16 protein-coding genes are annotated in these 16,032 nt (G+C 71.8%); 10 read left to right on the forward strand and 6 right to left on the reverse strand.

Features of this window, described 5'->3' with window-relative positions; genetic code table 11:
- The first annotated feature begins 372 nt into the window (after positions 1 to 372).
- Positions 373 to 2,478 (forward strand): HelD family protein, encoded by a 2,106-nt coding sequence (locus IE262_RS24165; RefSeq protein ID WP_189876434.1) that lies wholly within the window; start codon positions 373 to 375, stop codon positions 2,476 to 2,478.
- A gap of 60 nt (positions 2,479 to 2,538) precedes the next feature.
- On the opposite strand, the gene IE262_RS24170 is transcribed toward IE262_RS24165, so the two are convergent.
- Positions 2,539 to 3,240: a copper homeostasis protein CutC gene (locus IE262_RS24170; RefSeq protein WP_189876436.1), complete on the reverse strand. Its 702-nt coding sequence runs from the start codon at positions 3,238 to 3,240 to the stop codon at positions 2,539 to 2,541.
- A 70-nt stretch (positions 3,241 to 3,310) separates the two neighbouring features.
- Positions 3,311 to 3,982, reverse strand: a complete 672-nt coding sequence (locus tag IE262_RS24175; protein WP_189876438.1) for a maleylpyruvate isomerase family mycothiol-dependent enzyme — start codon at positions 3,980 to 3,982, stop codon at positions 3,311 to 3,313.
- Positions 3,983 to 4,209: 227 nt separating this feature from the next.
- On the opposite strand from IE262_RS24175, the gene IE262_RS24180 reads away from it, so the two are divergent.
- The 5 genes from IE262_RS24180 to IE262_RS24200 all read left to right on the forward strand — a co-directional run bounded on the left by IE262_RS24180 (position 4,210) and on the right by IE262_RS24200 (position 9,277).
- Positions 4,210 to 4,986, forward strand: coding sequence for a hypothetical protein (locus IE262_RS24180; RefSeq protein ID WP_189876440.1), 777 nt, complete (start codon positions 4,210 to 4,212; stop codon positions 4,984 to 4,986).
- Between the two features lie 22 nt (positions 4,987 to 5,008).
- Positions 5,009 to 5,914 carry a transporter substrate-binding domain-containing protein gene (locus IE262_RS24185; RefSeq protein ID WP_189876442.1) on the forward strand — a complete coding sequence of 302 codons (906 nt, stop codon included), beginning with the start codon at positions 5,009 to 5,011 and terminating at the stop codon, positions 5,912 to 5,914.
- Between the two features lie 48 nt (positions 5,915 to 5,962).
- Positions 5,963 to 6,658, forward strand: coding sequence for an HD domain-containing protein (locus IE262_RS24190; protein WP_189876443.1), 696 nt, complete (start codon positions 5,963 to 5,965; stop codon positions 6,656 to 6,658).
- Positions 6,659 to 6,908: 250 nt separating this feature from the next.
- Positions 6,909 to 8,183 carry a Cmx/CmrA family chloramphenicol efflux MFS transporter gene (locus IE262_RS24195; RefSeq protein WP_189876445.1) on the forward strand — a complete coding sequence of 425 codons (1,275 nt, stop codon included), beginning with the start codon at positions 6,909 to 6,911 and terminating at the stop codon, positions 8,181 to 8,183.
- Between the two features lie 20 nt (positions 8,184 to 8,203).
- Positions 8,204 to 9,277, forward strand: a complete 1,074-nt coding sequence (locus tag IE262_RS24200; RefSeq protein WP_229877435.1) for a GNAT family N-acetyltransferase — start codon at positions 8,204 to 8,206, stop codon at positions 9,275 to 9,277.
- Between the two features lie 76 nt (positions 9,278 to 9,353).
- On the opposite strand, the gene IE262_RS24205 is transcribed toward IE262_RS24200, so the two are convergent.
- Together IE262_RS24205 and IE262_RS24210 are read right to left on the reverse strand one after the other, a co-directional pair.
- Positions 9,354 to 9,635, reverse strand: coding sequence for a DUF4031 domain-containing protein (locus IE262_RS24205; RefSeq protein ID WP_134033449.1), 282 nt, complete (start codon positions 9,633 to 9,635; stop codon positions 9,354 to 9,356).
- On the reverse strand, positions 9,632 to 10,045 hold the full coding sequence (locus tag IE262_RS24210) for a DUF8819 family protein (RefSeq protein ID WP_189876448.1): 414 nt from the start codon (positions 10,043 to 10,045) through the stop codon (positions 9,632 to 9,634). Before IE262_RS24210 ends, IE262_RS24205 begins: the two co-directional genes overlap by 4 nt.
- Positions 10,046 to 10,101: 56 nt before the next feature.
- Between IE262_RS24210 and IE262_RS24215 the strand changes: the two genes are divergently transcribed.
- The 4 genes from IE262_RS24215 (at position 10,102) to IE262_RS24230 (ending at position 13,709) form a co-directional block, all read left to right on the forward strand.
- Positions 10,102 to 11,010, forward strand: coding sequence for a MurR/RpiR family transcriptional regulator (locus IE262_RS24215; RefSeq protein ID WP_134033443.1), 909 nt, complete (start codon positions 10,102 to 10,104; stop codon positions 11,008 to 11,010).
- A gap of 82 nt (positions 11,011 to 11,092) precedes the next feature.
- Positions 11,093 to 12,061, forward strand: a complete 969-nt coding sequence (gene murQ, locus IE262_RS24220; protein WP_189876450.1) for an N-acetylmuramic acid 6-phosphate etherase — start codon at positions 11,093 to 11,095, stop codon at positions 12,059 to 12,061.
- Positions 12,062 to 12,152: 91 nt separating this feature from the next.
- Positions 12,153 to 13,019 (forward strand): aldo/keto reductase, encoded by an 867-nt coding sequence (locus IE262_RS24225; protein WP_134033437.1) that lies wholly within the window; start codon positions 12,153 to 12,155, stop codon positions 13,017 to 13,019.
- 111 nt (positions 13,020 to 13,130) lie between these two features.
- Positions 13,131 to 13,709, forward strand: a complete 579-nt coding sequence (locus tag IE262_RS24230; protein WP_189876452.1) for a hypothetical protein — start codon at positions 13,131 to 13,133, stop codon at positions 13,707 to 13,709.
- 43 nt (positions 13,710 to 13,752) lie between these two features.
- Here the strand turns inward: IE262_RS24230 and IE262_RS24235 are convergent, their stop codons facing one another.
- Complete coding sequence (locus IE262_RS24235; RefSeq protein ID WP_229877436.1) at positions 13,753 to 14,562, reverse strand: 2'-5' RNA ligase family protein; 810 nt, start codon at positions 14,560 to 14,562, stop codon at positions 13,753 to 13,755.
- Positions 14,559 to 16,025 (reverse strand): extracellular solute-binding protein, encoded by a 1,467-nt coding sequence (locus IE262_RS24240; RefSeq protein ID WP_189876454.1) that lies wholly within the window; start codon positions 16,023 to 16,025, stop codon positions 14,559 to 14,561. The genes IE262_RS24235 and IE262_RS24240 overlap by 4 nt, the downstream gene beginning before the upstream one ends.
- Positions 16,026 to 16,032 lie beyond the last annotated feature (7 nt).

The following is a 16,032-nucleotide window of genomic DNA, read 5'->3' on the forward strand; positions in this document are numbered from 1 at the left end:
TCCCGGCCGCTCCGTCCCTCTCAGGTCTGCCGTCCCGTACGCCTCTGAGGTGAGGCGATCCCCTAGGGATACGGCGTCCCAACCCCGAGGCCGACTGACTTCCGAGCTCCGAGCCCCGAGGCCGACTGACCTCCGAGCCCCGAGTCCCGAGTCCCGAGGTGCAGGAAAATCCGTTCGCCGCCGCAGCTCTGCCTCCCCTACAATCTCCGCTCTTGCCCGCCTCCCTTCGGAGTGCCGCCGACCGGACGGAAACCGGACGGTACAGCCACACGTTCCCGCGTCATCACCCACGGCAGTCGACCGGTCACGCGCCCGCGGTACCTCCGTCCCGCGCCACCGGTCGGCACACCGTCACGCCCGGAGGCAGAACCCGTGTCCACCCAGCCCGCCGACCTCACCGATCCCGCCGACCCCACCGATCCCGCCGATCCCACTGACCCGCTCGCCCGTGAGCGGGCCCATCTCTCCTCCTCCCGGGCCGCGCTGCGGACCATGCGGGAGGACGTCGAGTCGCTCGACATCCGTGACGTCACCGCGAACTGGGTGAACGCGGAGGCGCTCCAGCACCAGATCAGCGAGCGCATCAAGGCCCTCGCCGACCTCAGCGACACGCCCCTCTTCTTCGGCCGCCTCGACTACCTCCACGCCCCGGGCGCCGAGCAGGCGGAGGGCGCGGAAGGGGAGAGGTTCTACATCGGGCGCCGTCATGTGCACGATGCGGCCGGTGACCCCATGGTCATCGACTGGCGTGCGCCCGTGTCGCAGCCCTTCTACCGGGCGTCCAAGCGGGACCCGATGGACATCGGTCTGCGCCGCCGTTTCGGGTACACAGGCGGCGACCTCACCGCCTACGAGGACGAGCACCTCTCCGACCCTTCCGAGGCGGCCACCACCAGCAAGCTGCTCCAGCAGGAGATCGAGCGCCCGCGCGTCGGTCCGATGCGCGACATCGTGGCGACGATCCAGCCCGAGCAGGACGAGATCGTCCGGAGCGGGCTGGCGGGCACGGTCTGTGTGCAGGGCGGTCCGGGCACCGGGAAGACGGCCGTCGGCCTGCACCGCGTCGCGTATCTCCTCTACGCCTTCCGTGAGCGTCTCGCCCGCACGGGCACCCTCGTCATCGGACCGAACCGTTCCTTCCTCCACTACATCGAGCAAGTGCTGCCCGCGCTGGGCGAGTTGGAGGTGAAGCAGGCAACCGTCGACGACCTCGTGGCACACGTCGAAGTGCGCGGCACCGACGACGCGGCAGCGGCCGTCGTCAAGGGCGACGCCCGGATGGCTCAGGTGCTGCGCCGTGCCGTGCGCTCGCACGTCACGATGCCCACCGAGCCGGTCGTGGTGGTGCGCGGCTCGCGTCGCTGGCGCGTCCCGGCGTACGAACTCGAAGACATCGTCCGGGAGTTGCTGGAGCGCGACATGCGCTACGGCGCCGCCCGCGAGGCTCTGCCGCAGCGGATCGCGCACGCGGTGCTCGTCCAGATGGAGCGCTCGGGCGAGGCGCCGGACGACCGCGTGCAGGATGCCGTGGCGCGCAACCCCGCGGTGAAGGCGGCCGTCAAGGCGATCTGGCCGCCCGTCGACCCCGCGAAACTGGTGCTGCGCCTCCTCACGGACGCGGACTTCCTCGCCGTCCACGCGGACGGTGTCCTCACGGACGACGAGCAGAAGACGATCCTGTGGGCGAGGCCGGCCCGGAGCGTCAAGTCGGCCAAGTGGTCGGCGGCCGACGCCGTACTGATCGACGAGGCGACCGACCTCGTCCAGCGCACCCACTCGCTCGGCCATGTCGTGCTCGACGAGGCGCAGGACCTGTCCCCCATGCAGTACCGCGCGGTGGGCCGCCGCTGCACCACCGGGTCCGCGACCGTGCTCGGCGACCTCGCGCAGGGCACCACGCCCTGGGCGACGCGGAGTTGGGAGGAGGCGCTCGCCCACCTCGGCAAGGGCGACGCCGTGGTCGAGGAGCTCACGGCCGGTTTCCGCGTGCCCACGGACGTGATCACGTACGCGTCCCGGCTGCTTCCCCACATCGCGCCGGGGCTGACCCCGGTGGCGTCGGTCCGCGAGAACCCGGGGTTCTTCGAGCTCCGCGACCTCCGTGCGACCACACCCGGTAACGACCCGGACGCCCAGGTCGTCGCCGCCTGCGAGGAGTTGCTGCGCCACGAGGGCTCGGTCGGTCTCATCGCCGCCGACGCCCGTGTCCCCGCCCTCACCGAGGCGCTCTCGGCGGCCGGCATCGCCCACCTCGACCCCGGCGAGGAGACGACGCCCGACAGGCGCCTCACCCTGGTCCCCGCCTCGCTGGCCAAGGGACTGGAGTACGACTACGTGGTCCTGGACGAACCCCGGGCGGTCGTCGACGGCGAACCCGACGAACGCACCGGCCTGCGCCGCCTCTATGTGGCGCTCACCCGTGCGGTGTCGGGCCTGATCGTGACGCACGCGGCAGGGCTGCCGCCGCAACTCGCCTGAGTTGTTGCGCCGTTGAGCCGTTGAGCCGTTGAGCCGTTGAGCCGTACGCGGTGCGGAGAGTCAGGCGTCCGGCGACGCGTCCAGCGCCGTACGCCACTCCCGTACGGCGCCGGCGGCGACTGGTGCGCTCCAGCCTCCGGGACGGGCGGCGCCCCCGATGTGGAAGGCGTCGACCCCGGCCGCCCGCAGCTCCGGGAGGTGGTCGAGGCGGAGGCCGCCGCCCGCCATGAGCCGCTGGCTGTAGCCGGGCTCGCCACGCCGGGCGGCCTCGGCGAGCAGGACGGGCAGCCCGTCGTCGACGCCCTCGGCGGAACCCGCGGTCAGATACGTGTCGAGCCCCGGCTGTTCCGCGAGCTGCTTGCGCAGGGCGTCACGGTCGGCGGCGCGGTCGACGGCCCGGTGGAAGGTCCACCGGCAGCCGTCCAGCACGTCCAGAAGGCGCTCGACGGCCTCCAGGTCGGGCCGCCCGTCCTCCCCGAGGAACCCGAGCACGAACTCCTCGGCCCCGGCGGCGCGCAGGGCGTACGCGACCCGCACCAACGCGTCCACGTCCCCCGCCGCGAACCCGTCCGCCGCCCGCAGCATCACCCGCACCGGCAGGTCCACGGCCGCCCTGACCTCGGCGAAGGTCCCGGCCGTCGGCGTGAGTCCGTCCGCGCCCATGTCGGTGACCAGCTCCAGCCGGTCGGCCCCTCCGGCCTGAGCGGCGACCGCGTCCTCGGCGTCGAGGGCGATCACCTCCAGGAGCGCACGCGTGGTCATGGGACCCCTTCCCGTGGTTACCCTCACCGAACCGATTACAGGTCTAGTCCACTCTCCAGCGTACGGCGGATCAGCCGAACAGATTGAGGTCGGCCTCCGCCGTTCCCGCCAGCTCGTACCGCGTCCCCACCAACGGGCGCCCCGAGTACAGCCGTACGAGGGTGGCCGCGTCGCCCAGGTAGCGGGCCGGTGACCGCTCCCCGGAGGGCGCGCCGAGCAGCAGCGGCTCGTCCACGTCGTCGAGGTCGGCGTGCAGGGCGAGGTGCTTCCGTTGACGGCTGAGCCACGCCAGCAGCGCCAGGGCGGGCTCCACCTGGTCTCCCCCGTACGCTCCGGGTGCGCCCCAGGCGTCGCGTACGTCCCCCGCGTGCACCCACTCCCCGAGTGCGATGCCGTCCAGCGCGCCGCCCGCCCCGGCGATCACCGGCCCGGCCTCGGTCATGCCCCGCTCCAGCTCGTCCACGATCCGCGCCACCGGCCAGCCGTCCCGCTCGGCGATGTCGCGGTCGTTCGACTCCGGGCTGAAGACCCCTTCCTCGAACCGGTTCTCCACCACCCGCGCCAACGCGGACGAGCAGTGGGCGAGTACGTGCCGCACGGTCCAGCCCGGACAGCAGGTCCTGGCCGCGAAGTCGTCCTCCGGGCGCCCCCGAAGGAGGGGAATCAGTACGTCGCGCTCCGCGGTCAGCAGTCGGCCGGGGAGTTCCGGGTCCCGTTCGTCGTGTGATGCAGCAGCAACCATGGGGACCACGCTATGCGGCGGGGCGACCCGCCCGCCCCTCCGCCCCTCTTGCCCTTCCCCACGGATCTCCGCACGAACGCCGCTCCGTCCTGCGCGCCACTCGCATTACACTCCACACACCGTCAACGAGCATTTACTCTCTGGCTTGACGGCATCTCCGGGGTATACGGGTGGGGTTCACGGAGGGGGGAAGCCTGGTGTCCGGAAACAGAGACACGCACAACAGTGTGAGTGGAGGACAGCAGCAGGGCGGTGTCACCCAGGCCCACACGGTCAACAACCTGTGGGTCGACCTGTCAAAAGCGGCGCCCTCGAAGCCAGGTACGTGGCTCCTGATCCTGGAGGTGGTCGGTCTCGTCCTCGCCGCGCTGTACTGGCCGGGCGGTCCGCTGAGGCAGTACGTGGTGTTCGGCCTGCTGTGCACGTCCGCACTCGTCACCGCCGGCTGCTCCGTCGTGACCGGCCTCCCCGACCGCGGCCGCGGTGCTCCGCGGCCCCAGCAGGCGGAACCGAGGGACGCCGCGCAGCAGCAGTGCGGGGAGAAGAAGGGCAACCGCCGAAAGCGCGTCGCCCGGGTCACGTTCCCCGTCCTGTCCGTGCTCTTCTCCATCGCCGGGCTCCTGGCCTTCCAGAACGTCGCCGACACCGGCGAGGTTCCCATTGAGATACGTATCGATGGCGCCCAGCCCCTGAACGGTCCGCGCTCCGCGCCCCTCACCCTCACAGTGCCCACCCCCGAAGAACCCCGAGAAAAGCTGCGCCTTTCACTGACCACCGTCGACAACGAGCCGAGCACCGGCACGTGTGTCCACAAGACCACGGCCGCGGTCACCGCGGTCACCGCGGGCATCACCCCGCACGCGTACTACGAGGTGACCGCCGAGGACACCGTCGACTTCGACCTCGGCGGCAACAAGGGAGAACTCCGGTTCACCTTCACCCTGCAGACCGAAGCGAACTGCTCGATGCGGCTGGCGAAGGCGACCGGAACACTCCACAACTGACAGCGAACAGGAGTGAGAGCACATGACCGTAGCCAGAACGGGGGCACGGGCGCGCGTCCTGCGCACAGCGACCGTGGTGGCCCTGCTCTGTTCTCTCGCCGCAGGCTGTTCCTCGAAGGAGTCGATGTTCGACGACGGAAAGGTCCATGTCGGCGCGAAGGGCGACCAACCCGGCACCAGCTTCGAGCCGCACGACGGTGAGTTCAACGGCTTCGACGTCACCGTGGCGCGGGAACTGCTGACCGCGGTGGACGTCGACTCGCCGTACTTCAGCGGAGTGCTCTCCAAAAACCGCGCGGCCAACCTGCAGAACGGCGACCTGGACCTCGTGGCCGCGACCTTCTCCATCACCCCACAACGGATGAAGCCGCAGGACGAAGGCGGAGAGGGGCTCGACTTCGTGGGCCCCTACGCGTCCACGCAGCAGGGGATCCTCGTGCGGGAAGAGGATTACGGGCAGTACAAGGACCACGACGACCTCGACGGCAGGCTCGTCTGCGTCTGGGAGGGCACCACGTCCGCCCAGGAGTTGAAGGGCCCGGCGTACGACAAGATTCGTACCGTCGAGGAGGACGATGCCGGCTACTGCATCAAAGCGCTGCGGGAAAAGCGGGTGGACGCCGTCTCCACCGACCAGTTGATCCTCTACGGCTTCATGAACGTGGAGCGCGGCCTCAGGGTCGTGCCCGGCATCAGGTTCGGCGAGCCGAACGACTACGGCATCGCCATGCTCAAGGGGCATCGCGAGGACTGCGAGCGCCTCCGCGACGCCCTGCGGACCTACGTGAACGGCAACGACTGGGATCGCGACTTCGAGAACAACCTGCCCAAGGTCCCGAAGGCCGACCGGGACGAAGCGAGACCCACGCCCGAGGAGATCGACGCCTTGTCATGCAGGGACAAGCCGAGCAACGCTGCCGTCGGCTGAGCCGCACCGCCCGCCTCCGTCCCTCCGCAGGACCGGGACAATGGCTCCATGCCCGACCCGGACGCCCTGAACACCTCCGACGGCCCGAACACCTCCGGCGCCCTTGACGCCCTCCGTTCCCGCTGGCTGCGCACCCTGCTGGCGGCCCGCGACGGCGCCTGTCACCCAGACCCGTACCCCTACGCGGACAACCTGCTGAAGCGCTGGTCGGAGCCGCAGCGCCGGTACCACACGCTCGACCATCTGACGGCCGTCCTGGACCGGGTCGACGAGTTGGAGGAGTACGCCGACGACCCGGACGCCGTCCGGCTGGCGGCCTGGTTCCACGACGCGGTGTACCTGCCGGAGCGTTCCACGAACGAGGAGCGGTCGGCGCGGCTCGCCGAGCGTGCCCTGCCCGAGGCCGGGGTCCCGCAGGAGACGACGGACGAGGTCGCCCGTCTGGTCCGGCTGACCGTCACCCACGATCCCGCCGACGACGACGCCAACGGGGCCGTCCTCTGCGACGCGGACCTGGCCGTTCTGGCCGCGCCCCCGGAGTCGTACGCCCGGTACGCGGCCGCCGTCCGCGAGGAGTACTCCTTCGTTCCGGACGACGCCTTCCGTACGGGCCGGGCGGCCGTACTGCGCCAACTCCTCGATCTGCCACGGCTGTTCCGGACGCCGTACGGGGAACGGGAGTGGGAGGCACCGGCCCGCCGGAACATCGCGGCCGAGATCGAGCGGCTCAGCGGCGGGTCCTGAGAGGCGGCGGGTCCTGAGAGGCGGCGGGTCCTGAGAGGCGGCGGGTCCTGAGAGGCGGCGGGTCCTGAGAGGCGGCGGGTCCTGAGAGGCGGGCGGCTGGCGGTCCGGCGGACGGTCCGGTGACAGTGGGGCGGGAATGCCGACCCCGCCACCGGCGTTGCCCATGCACATGCCCTCCCGCACTCCGCGCCGCACTCCGCCCCGAACTCCCTCCCGCACTCCGTCCCCCAGCGGCACCGACCGCTCCCGCATGCCCCTCGCCGTCTATGTCCTCGGCCTGTCCGTCTTCGCTCTCGGCACCAGCGAGTTCATGCTCTCCGGGCTGCTGCCGCCCCTCGCGGAGGACATGGGAGTGAGCATCCCCCGGGCGGGGCTGCTGATCTCGGCGTTCGCGATCGGGATGGTGGTCGGTGCGCCGCTGCTCGCCGTGGCCACGCTGCGGCTGCCCCGCCGTACGACCCTCATCACGCTGATCACCGTCTTCGGATTCGGTCAGGTCGCGGGTGCTCTCGCGCCCAACTACCCGGTTCTCTTCGCCTCCAGGGTCCTGAGTGCCCTGGCCTGCGCGGGGTTCTGGGCGGTGGGGGCCGCCGTGGCGGTGGCGATGGTGCCGGTGAGCGCACGAGCCCGCGCGCTCGCCGTGATGATCGGCGGGTTGTCGATCGCGAACGTCCTGGGTGTCCCGGCGGGCGCCTTCCTCGGGGAGCACTTCGGCTGGCGTTCGGCGTTCTGGGCCGTGGCCGTCGCCACCGGGATGGCGCTCGTCGGGGTCGTCTTCCTGATCCCCACCCTCCCCGTGCCCGACGAGCGGCCCCGGCTGGGGCAGGAGGTCCGGATCTACCGCGACCCCCAGGTCTGGCTCTCCGTGTCCGTCGTGGCGCTGGCCGCCGGCGGGGTCTTCTGCGCGTTCAGCTATCTCGCGCCGCTGCTCACGGACGTCGCCGGGCTCGACGACGGCTGGGTGCCGACCGTGCTCGCGCTCTTCGGGATCGGCGCGCTGATCGGTACGGCGGTCGGCGGGCGGATCGCCGACGCCCATCTGTTCGGCGTGCTGCTCAGCGGCACCGGCGCCTCGACGGTCCTCCTCGTCGCGCTGGCCCTCCTCGGCGAGTACGCGGTCCTCACCGTCGTCCTCTCCTTCCTCCTCGGCGTGTCCAGCTTCTACACCGCGCCCGCGCTCAACGCCCGGCTGTTCAACGTCGCGGCCGCCGCACCCACCCTCGCCGGGGCCACGACCACCGCCGCCTTCAACCTCGGCAACACGGGCGGCCCCTGGCTCGGCGGGGCGGTCATCGACGCGGGCTTCGGCTTCACGTCCACGGCCTGGGCGGGCGCGGCCCTCACGGCGACGGCCATCGGCGCCACGGCGGTCTCCCTGCGGCTGCACCGTCGTACGGCACGTACGACCCGTACGGCTTCCGCGTCGCGCGTGATCACCGGTGCGGGCGCGGACGGCACACCCGACCCACCCGACCGGGCCGGTCAGCACGTACCTGCCGATAAACCCGTACGTACGGACACGTGATCGCCCCTATCCTCGCCGCCATGCGACCAATGGGTGGGGACCAGGTACAGGAAGCCGTCGGACACGCGCTCGCGCTGCTGCGGACCGCGACGCACCGGGACTGGGAGGGCACCAGGGCGGGCCGCCTGGAGTGGAGTTGCCATGAGACGGCCGTGCACATCGCGTCCGACCTCCTCGCGTACGCGGGTCAGCTGGCGGGACGCGCGACCGAGGCGTACGTGCCCTTCGAGCTGATCCTGGAGGACGGCGCCGACACCACGGGCCTGCTCGACGTGATCGGGACGACGGGCACCCTGCTCGCGGTGACCGTCCAGACGACCCCGCGCGACGTGCGCGCCTTCCACCCGTACCCCTTCCGCGCCGCCGACCGCGAGGGCTTCGCCGCGATGGGTGTCACGGAGGTCCTCCTGCACACGCACGACATCGCCGAGGGCCTCGGCCTGCCGTACGAGCCTTCCGCCGAGCTCTGCCAGAACGTCCTGACCCGCCTCTTCCCGCACGTCCGGCCGGGCCCCGAACCCTGGCCCACCCTCCTGTGGGCCACCGGCCGCGGCGACCTGCCCGGCCGCGCCCCGGTCACCGCGTGGCGCTGGAGCAACCCCCTGGTCATCCCCGCCGAACGGCTCGCGCTGCACGGCGTCACCCCGGCCGCAGCCGCCGATCTCGCCGCGGGCGGCACGGGCGGCTTCGCGTGGATCGAGGGCGGCCCGGTCGAGGGCACGCGCGAGGGCGCGGGCATGATCGTGAAGCTGTACGAGACGGGGACGCTCCGCGCGGAGTGGGGCATGTACGTCCTGGTCCGCGACGAGGACGGCCGCGCCCTCGGCGCCCTCGGCTTCCACGGCGCCCCCGACGAGGAGGGCCGCACCGAGATCGGCTACGACCTCGTCGATGCGGCCCGCGGCCACGGCTACGCCACGGAGGCGCTGCGCACGCTGGCCGGCTGGGCGCGGGGGCGCGAGGACGTCCGCTCGCTGTTCGCGGTCGTCGACAAGGACAACGTCCCCTCGCAAGGGGTCGTCACCCGGTCCGGGTTCACGCGGGTCAGCGACGACGGGGAGCGGTTCGCCTACGAACTGCGGCTGCGGTCCTGACGCACGGGCACGCGGGCACGGGGGCCGCACCGGCGTACGCGCACGAAAGCATCAACGGCGTACGCGCGCGGGAGCCTCACCGGGGTTCCCGTGCCGCCCCGCGCCGCTTCGGCCGGCGCAGGCCCGCTTGCGTGAGCCTGCGCAGCAGTTCCTTCGCGCCCACCTCCACGGCACCCGCGCGCACCACGTCCGCGTAGCGGTGCGAGGGGATGTCGTAGTGGTCGCGTTCGAAGGCACGCTCGGGAATGCCCAGGGCCCGTGCGAACGCGTGGAGTTCGTCATACGACTCGTCGCTGACGAGATGCGACCACATGCGGCCGTGGCCCGGCCAGGTGGGCGGGTCGATGTAGAGCGTCACGAGGTCGTCGTCCCGCCGGCCGCCGCTCCCAGCGAGCCCACCGCCGCGACCTTCACGCCCGCCTTGTGGCAGACCCAGTGCGGGTCGGTGCCCAACTCGGGCTCGACGTCGAGGGCGTGTGGATCGCCGGAGGGGCACACCGGGCACAGGGGCCAGCGCCCGTACCGCTCCAGCAGCGCGTCCTGGACGTCCTGCGCGACCAGCCCGGCCACGTACCCCGCGCCCTCGGGCCACTGCTCGACCCACCACCGGCGCTCGACGACCGAGTTCTCGACCAGCGAGACGACATCAGCGTCCGCGACCTCGCCCGCGATCAGGTCGGCGAGCACGAGGGCGCGAGCGGCGTGCAGTGCCTGCTCCAGGGGGCTGACGCGGTCGCCGGGGCTGAGGGGATCGCCGGTGGGGTCCATGCCCCCATTGTGCTCACCCTTGACCGTACGGCAGCTCGGAAAATACCTTTCAGAGCGTGAGCAGCCACGTGAAGAAAACTTTCGGGGGTGGTGCGCCACCGGCTCCCGCCGCCCTCGCGGCCAAGGTGCGCACACTCGCTCCGTCCATGACCAGATCCATGCAACGGGTCGCCGAGGCCGTCGCCGGTGACCCGGCGGGCTGCGCGGCCCTCACCGTCACGGGACTCGCCGAGCTCACCGGCACCAGCGAGGCGACCGTCGTCCGTACGGCACGTCTGCTCGGCTATCCGGGTTACCGGGACCTGCGCCTCGCGCTCGCCGGGCTCGCCGCACAGCAGCAGTCGGGCCGCGCGCCCGCCGTCACCGCCGACATCGCGGTCGACGATCCCCTCGCCGACGTGGTGGCGAAGCTCGCGTACGACGAGCAGCAGACCCTCGCCGACACCGCGGCCGCGCTCGACACGGTCCAGCTCGGCGCGGCGGTCACGGCACTGGCGGGGGCCCGGCGGGTCGATGTGTACGGCGTGGGCGCGTCCGGGCTCGTCGCCCAGGACCTCAGCCAGAAGCTGCTGCGCATAGGGCTCATAGCCCACGCGCACAGCGACCCGCACCTCGCCGTCACCAACGCGGTGCAACTCGCCGCCAAGGACGTGGCGATCGCGATCACGCACTCCGGTTCGACGGGCGACGTCATCGAGCCGTTGCGGGTCGCGTTCGAGCACGGGGCGACGACGATCGCCGTCACCGGGCGCCCCGACGGTCCCGTCAGTCAGTACGCCGATCATGTGCTCACCACGTCCACGGCCCGGGAGAGCGAGCTGCGGCCGGCGGCGATGTCGTCCCGGACGAGTCAGCTGCTGGTCGTCGACTGCCTGTTCGTCGGAGTGGCGCAGCGGACGTACGAGACGGCGGCGCCGGCGCTGTCCGCTTCGTACGAGGCGTTGGCGCACCGGCATCGCCCCTGAAGGGGCGCGACAAGGGGCGGCGCGGCCTCCTTCGCCCCCTCCCCCGACGAACCACCACACCGCACGGAAAGAGCCCGTAGCCATGGCCTCCCCCACGAACGCCTCCGCCGCCCGTACGTCCCCCTCCGACTCCCACTCCGATCTGAAAGCCCAGCTGGAGACCCTCACCACCGAGGCGTTCCGCCCGGAGCTGGCCGAGATCGACCGACTGCCCACCCTCGACATCGCGCGGCTCATGAACGGCGAGGACGCGACCGTACCGGCCGCCGTCGCCGCGCAGTTGCCCCGGATCGCCGCCGCCATCGACGCCCTCGCCGAGCGGATGGAGCGCGGCGGCCGACTGGTCTACGCGGGCGCGGGCACCGCCGGGCGGCTGGGCGTACTGGACGCCTCCGAGTGCCCGCCCACCTTCAACACGGACCCGACCCGCGTGGTCGGCCTGATCGCGGGCGGCCCCGAGGCCGTGGTCACCTCGGTCGAGGGCGCCGAGGACTCCAGGGAACTGGCACGGGCCGACCTCGACGCACTCGCCCTGACCTCCGCCGACACGGTGGTGGGGGTCTCGGCCTCCGGCCGCACCCCGTACGCGCTCGGCGCGGTGGAGTACGCCCGTGAACGGGGCGCGTTGACCATCGGCCTGTCCTGCAACGCGGACAGCGCGCTCGCGGCCGCCGCGGACCACGGCATCGAGGTCGTCGTCGGTCCCGAACTGCTGACGGGTTCGACGCGGCTGAAGGCGGGCACGGCGCAGAAGCTGGTCCTGAACATGCTCTCGACGATCACGATGATCCGTCTGGGCAAGACGTACGGGAACCTGATGGTGGACGTCCGCGCCTCGAACGAGAAGCTCCGCGCCCGCTCCCGCCGCATCGTGGCCCTGGCGACGGGTGCGCCGGACGAGGAGATCGAACGGGCCCTCGCGGCGACGGACGGCGAGGTCAAGAACGCGATCCTCACGATCCTCGGCGGGGTCGACGCGCCGACGGCGTCCCGCCTCCTGGAGGAGAGCGAAGGACATCTGCGGGCGGCGCTGGAGGCGGCGGGAAGGTGAGTGAAAATACCGGGCGGCATACTCAACTCCCTTGTTAACGTAACCAATTGGCCATGCATGCGGAGGCGGCCGAGGGGGACGGAGACGGCAGATGGAACCGACCAGGACCACGACCACCACCAGAACCAGGACCACGTTCCGGATCGGCGGGGATCTTGAGGTGCGGCGACTCGGACTGGGCGCCATGCACCTGTCCGCCGAACCCGCCGACGCCCGCGCAGCCTCCCTCACGCTCGCCCGGCGGGCCGTGGAGCTGGGCGTCACGCTGATCGACACGGCCCACATGTACGGCTGGGGAGCCAACGAGGAACTCCTCGCCGAGGCCCTGCACCCGTACCCGAAGGACCTGCTCGTCACCACCAAGGTCGGCATCGCGAGGCTGCCGTCGGGCGAGGCACGGCTGGACGGGCGGCCCGAGGTCCTGCGCCACCAGGTGGACGAGGCACTGCGCCGACTGCGCGTCGAGCGGGTCGAACTGCTCCAACTGCACCGGATCGACCCGGAGACGCCCCTGGCCGACCAGCTCGGCACGCTGCGGGAGCTCCAGACCGAGGGCAAGGTGGGCCGGATCGGACTGTCGGAGGTCACCGTCGCCGAACTCGACCAGGCGCGGCAGATCGTCGACGTCGTGAGCGTGCAGAACCGCTACAACCTGCTCGACCGCGAACACGACCCGGTACTCGAAGCGTGCACGGCGGCGGGCATCGCGTTCCTGCCGTGGCGGCCCGTCGCGCACGGCACGTCGGGTGAGCGGGCCGAGGTCGCCGCCGTGGCTGCCGAATTGGGTGCGACCGCCACCCAGGTCGCGCTCGCATGGCTCCTCGACCGCTCCCCGGCCGTCCTCCCGATCCCGAGCACCACCCGCACCGACCACCTGGAGGAGAACCTCGCGGCGGCGGACCTGCGGCTGACCCGGGCCCAGCGCGATCGCCTCGAACGGTTGACGGAGCAGGCGTAGCCCTCGCTGTTCACTGTCAGTGGCCCATGCCATGCTCGACCACGACAGCACAACCACGACAGCAGGACACCGTCCGAGGAGCAGGACTCCGTCCGGGGAGGGAACGACCAGGTGAACCACGCACAGCTGACCGCCCTCGGCCGAGCCCTGCGCCTCCTCGGCGAGCACGGTGAGGCCCTGACGTCCACCACCCCCGACGCCAAGCTGCACGAGGTCAAGGCCGACCTGCGGCGCGCCCTGGACCTGCTGGACGAGACGGTCACGACCGCGGCGCCCACGACGCGCTGCGCCGAACACCCGAACGGCCCCGTGGACGAGGACGCCCCCGACCGCTGCCTCCTGTGCGAGACCCGCCGCCGCGCCGCCCGCCGCGCCCAACTCAACGGCACGTACGGGCCACCCCGCGCCACGGCCCCCACGGACCCCGGCTCGTCCCGCTACGGCATGCGCGGCGACCGCCCCCAGCCCCAGCAGCGCTGGCTCCCGGAGGCGTGGAACGGCCAGGCGTGGCAGCTCTGCGGCACCCCACGCCGCGACCGCCGCGAGGCCGAGCTGTACCTGGCCGCCCAACGCCGCGGCCCACGCCCGGCGATGGCGTACCGCCTGGTCCACGAGTTCACGGACTACGAGGTACTGCGGGTGTGGGGCGAGCCGGTGAGAGTGGACATCGAGCCGATGGGGGGTTTTTGACGCCCTCACCCACGGGGACGGGGCGTCCACCCCCCGGAGCCGTTCAGTGGCGCAGCCGCCAGGTGTGGACATGTTCCCAGGCCAGGGTGTGCCACCAGCGGCCCGCCCAGTCGTCGCTGCGGGTGCGGTAGAGGCTGACGGTGTCGCCGGAGAAGCTGTCCGAGAAGGACACGGGGAGCCTCTTGACGTAGTCCTCGACCTCTTCGAACAGGTCCGGGCGCTCGTACATGTCGTGCGAGAGCAGAGACAGGTGCGCCTGGAACGTGTCCTCGTCGAAGGGGTGTTGCGCGGGGTTGGGTGCGGGAGCCTCCAGGGGCACAACCGCCTCGTCGACCCGGCCGGCGAGGTCCACGAACGCCGCGTTCGGGGTGATGCCGTCGGCGAGGTGATGGACGTCGTAGACGAGTCCCACTCCCATGCGGCGGACGCCGGCGTTGTGGACGGTGAAGGCGGAAACGTCGGTCAGTGCCCTGGTCACGGCGGCGACGATCTCCTCGGCGGGAGCCGGGATGTGTCGGCTGCCCACCAGGGTCGCGTGGGGCGGGAACGCGCCGGCCGAGACGAGCCCGTACTGCGCCCGCAGTTGTGTGGTCACGGCGGTGACCGCGGCGCAGGTCACGGGGTCGGGGCGCAGGTAGACGCCGTAGCGGTACGGGTCTCCCGGGGCCTGGGCAAAGCGTTCCGCCACGGCCGGAGCCGCATTCGACACCTTCGCCGCCTTCGTCACCTTCGTCGTTCCCGTCGTCACCGTCGTCCTCGTAGTCATGGGCGTGGTCGTGGGCGTGGTCATGGGCGTGGTCATCGCCGTCTCGGTCTCCGTCGCGGTCTCGGTCGCGGTCTCGGTCGCCGTCACTGGCCTGCCTGCTCGCGGTAGTCCTTGATCTTCGCCGTCGCCGCCTTCTCCGCCGTCTTCAGTGCGTTGTCGAGCGGGGTCTTGCCGCTGAACGCCTGCTGCATCTGCGGTACGACCACGTCACGCACGCCCTGCATGGCGCCGCTGAGGCACCCGGAGGTCGGCGTCGTCGCCGGGGTGTTCGCGAACTGCTTGTCGAGCACGGCGTAGGGCTCGTTCTTCGCCAGGAACGCCTTCCACGAGGGCGAGGTGTCCACGTCGGTGTTGATCGGGGCGTAGCCGGACGCCTTGGCGAATCGTTCCTGCGCTGATCCGGAGGCCAGGTAGCTGATCACCTTCCAGCTCGCCACCTGCTCGGCCGCGCTGTGCCCCGCCTGGTCCACCCACATCGCGGCACCGCCGATCGCGGCCCCCGCGGTGGACGGCGAACCCGAGAGGGGGTAGGGCAGCGCGCGGTAGTCCTTCATGCCCGCCTGTGTGAGGCCGCCGATGGCACCGCTGGAGTTGAACATCATGGCGGTCTTGCCCGCCGCGAAGGCGGACAGGGCGGCGTTGCCCTCGGCGCCGGTGTCCAGCGCGACGCCGTCGGTGTAGAGCTTCGCCATGGTGCCGATCGCGGCGCGCTGCGGCCCGCTGGTCAGCGACAGCGCCGTGGCCCCGCCGTTCCTGCGGCCGTTGTCCGCGGTGCAGTAGGGGACCCCGGCGGCGGCGGTGAGCTGTTCGAACCACCAACCGTCGAGGGGCTGGTCGATGCCCTTGACGCCGGGCACTTCCGCGTGGATCTTGCGCGCGGCCGCGGCCACGCCCTCCAGTGTGCCGAGGGTGGAGCGGTCCACCTTCGCCCGGTCCAGCAGCTTGTCGTTGACGTACAGCAGGGGCATGGACGTGTTCAGCGGTACGGCGAGCAGCTCGCCGTTGGCCGTGTAGTAGGTGCGCGCCGCCGGGCGGAGCTTGTCGAGGTCGAGGTCCTCGGGGTTGGCGGCGGCCATGGCCTGGGCGGAGACGGTCTGCTCGGCGTCGCGCAGATAGCCGGTGGTGATGTCGTTGGAGACCATGATGCTCGGCGTTCCGCCACTGCGGATCGCGGAGGTGTACTTGGCGATGGCGTCGGCGTAGCTGCCCTGGAACGACGCCTTCACCACGATCTTTCCGCGGTTGGCCTGGTTGAACGCGTCGATCTCGGCCTGCAGCGCCTCGCCGGCCGGGCCGCCGACCCCGTGCCACAGGGTCACGGTCACCGGTCCCTTCGCGGCGGCCAGCGCCGACGGTCCCGGCGCCGCTCCGGCGGCCTTCCCGCCGTCGGAACCTCCGTCGGAACCTCCGCAGGCCGTAAGGGTCAGTGCGGCGGCGGCCGTCAGGCAGACGGAGACGGCCAGGACGCGCGATCGTGATCCGGGTCGTGCGGACGGACGGTCCACGAAGAGCAGGGAGAGAAGGCAGGGCCGGGAGGGGAGGGAGGGCATGACGGTT

The organism is Streptomyces bluensis (assembly GCF_014650715.1).
Classification (GTDB): Bacteria; Actinomycetota; Actinomycetes; order Streptomycetales; family Streptomycetaceae; genus Streptomyces; species Streptomyces bluensis.

Coding starts and splice junctions, on each gene's coding strand:
- IE262_RS24170 (WP_189876436.1), bottom strand. CDS start 3,240: ATGACCACGCGTGCGCTCCTGGAGGTGATCGCCCTCGACGCCGAGGAC.
- IE262_RS24190 (WP_189876443.1), top strand. CDS start 5,963: ATGCCCGACCCGGACGCCCTGAACACCTCCGACGGCCCGAACACCTCC.
- IE262_RS24175 (WP_189876438.1), bottom strand. CDS start 3,982: ATGGTTGCTGCTGCATCACACGACGAACGGGACCCGGAACTCCCCGGC.
- IE262_RS24225 (WP_134033437.1), top strand. CDS start 12,153: ATGGAACCGACCAGGACCACGACCACCACCAGAACCAGGACCACGTTC.
- IE262_RS24240 (WP_189876454.1), bottom strand. CDS start 16,025: ATGCCCTCCCTCCCCTCCCGGCCCTGCCTTCTCTCCCTGCTCTTCGTG.
- IE262_RS24200 (WP_229877435.1), top strand. CDS start 8,204: ATGCGACCAATGGGTGGGGACCAGGTACAGGAAGCCGTCGGACACGCG.
- IE262_RS24210 (WP_189876448.1), bottom strand. CDS start 10,045: ATGGACCCCACCGGCGATCCCCTCAGCCCCGGCGACCGCGTCAGCCCC.
- murQ (WP_189876450.1), top strand. CDS start 11,093: ATGGCCTCCCCCACGAACGCCTCCGCCGCCCGTACGTCCCCCTCCGAC.
- IE262_RS24185 (WP_189876442.1), top strand. CDS start 5,009: ATGACCGTAGCCAGAACGGGGGCACGGGCGCGCGTCCTGCGCACAGCG.
- IE262_RS24195 (WP_189876445.1), top strand. CDS start 6,909: ATGCCCCTCGCCGTCTATGTCCTCGGCCTGTCCGTCTTCGCTCTCGGC.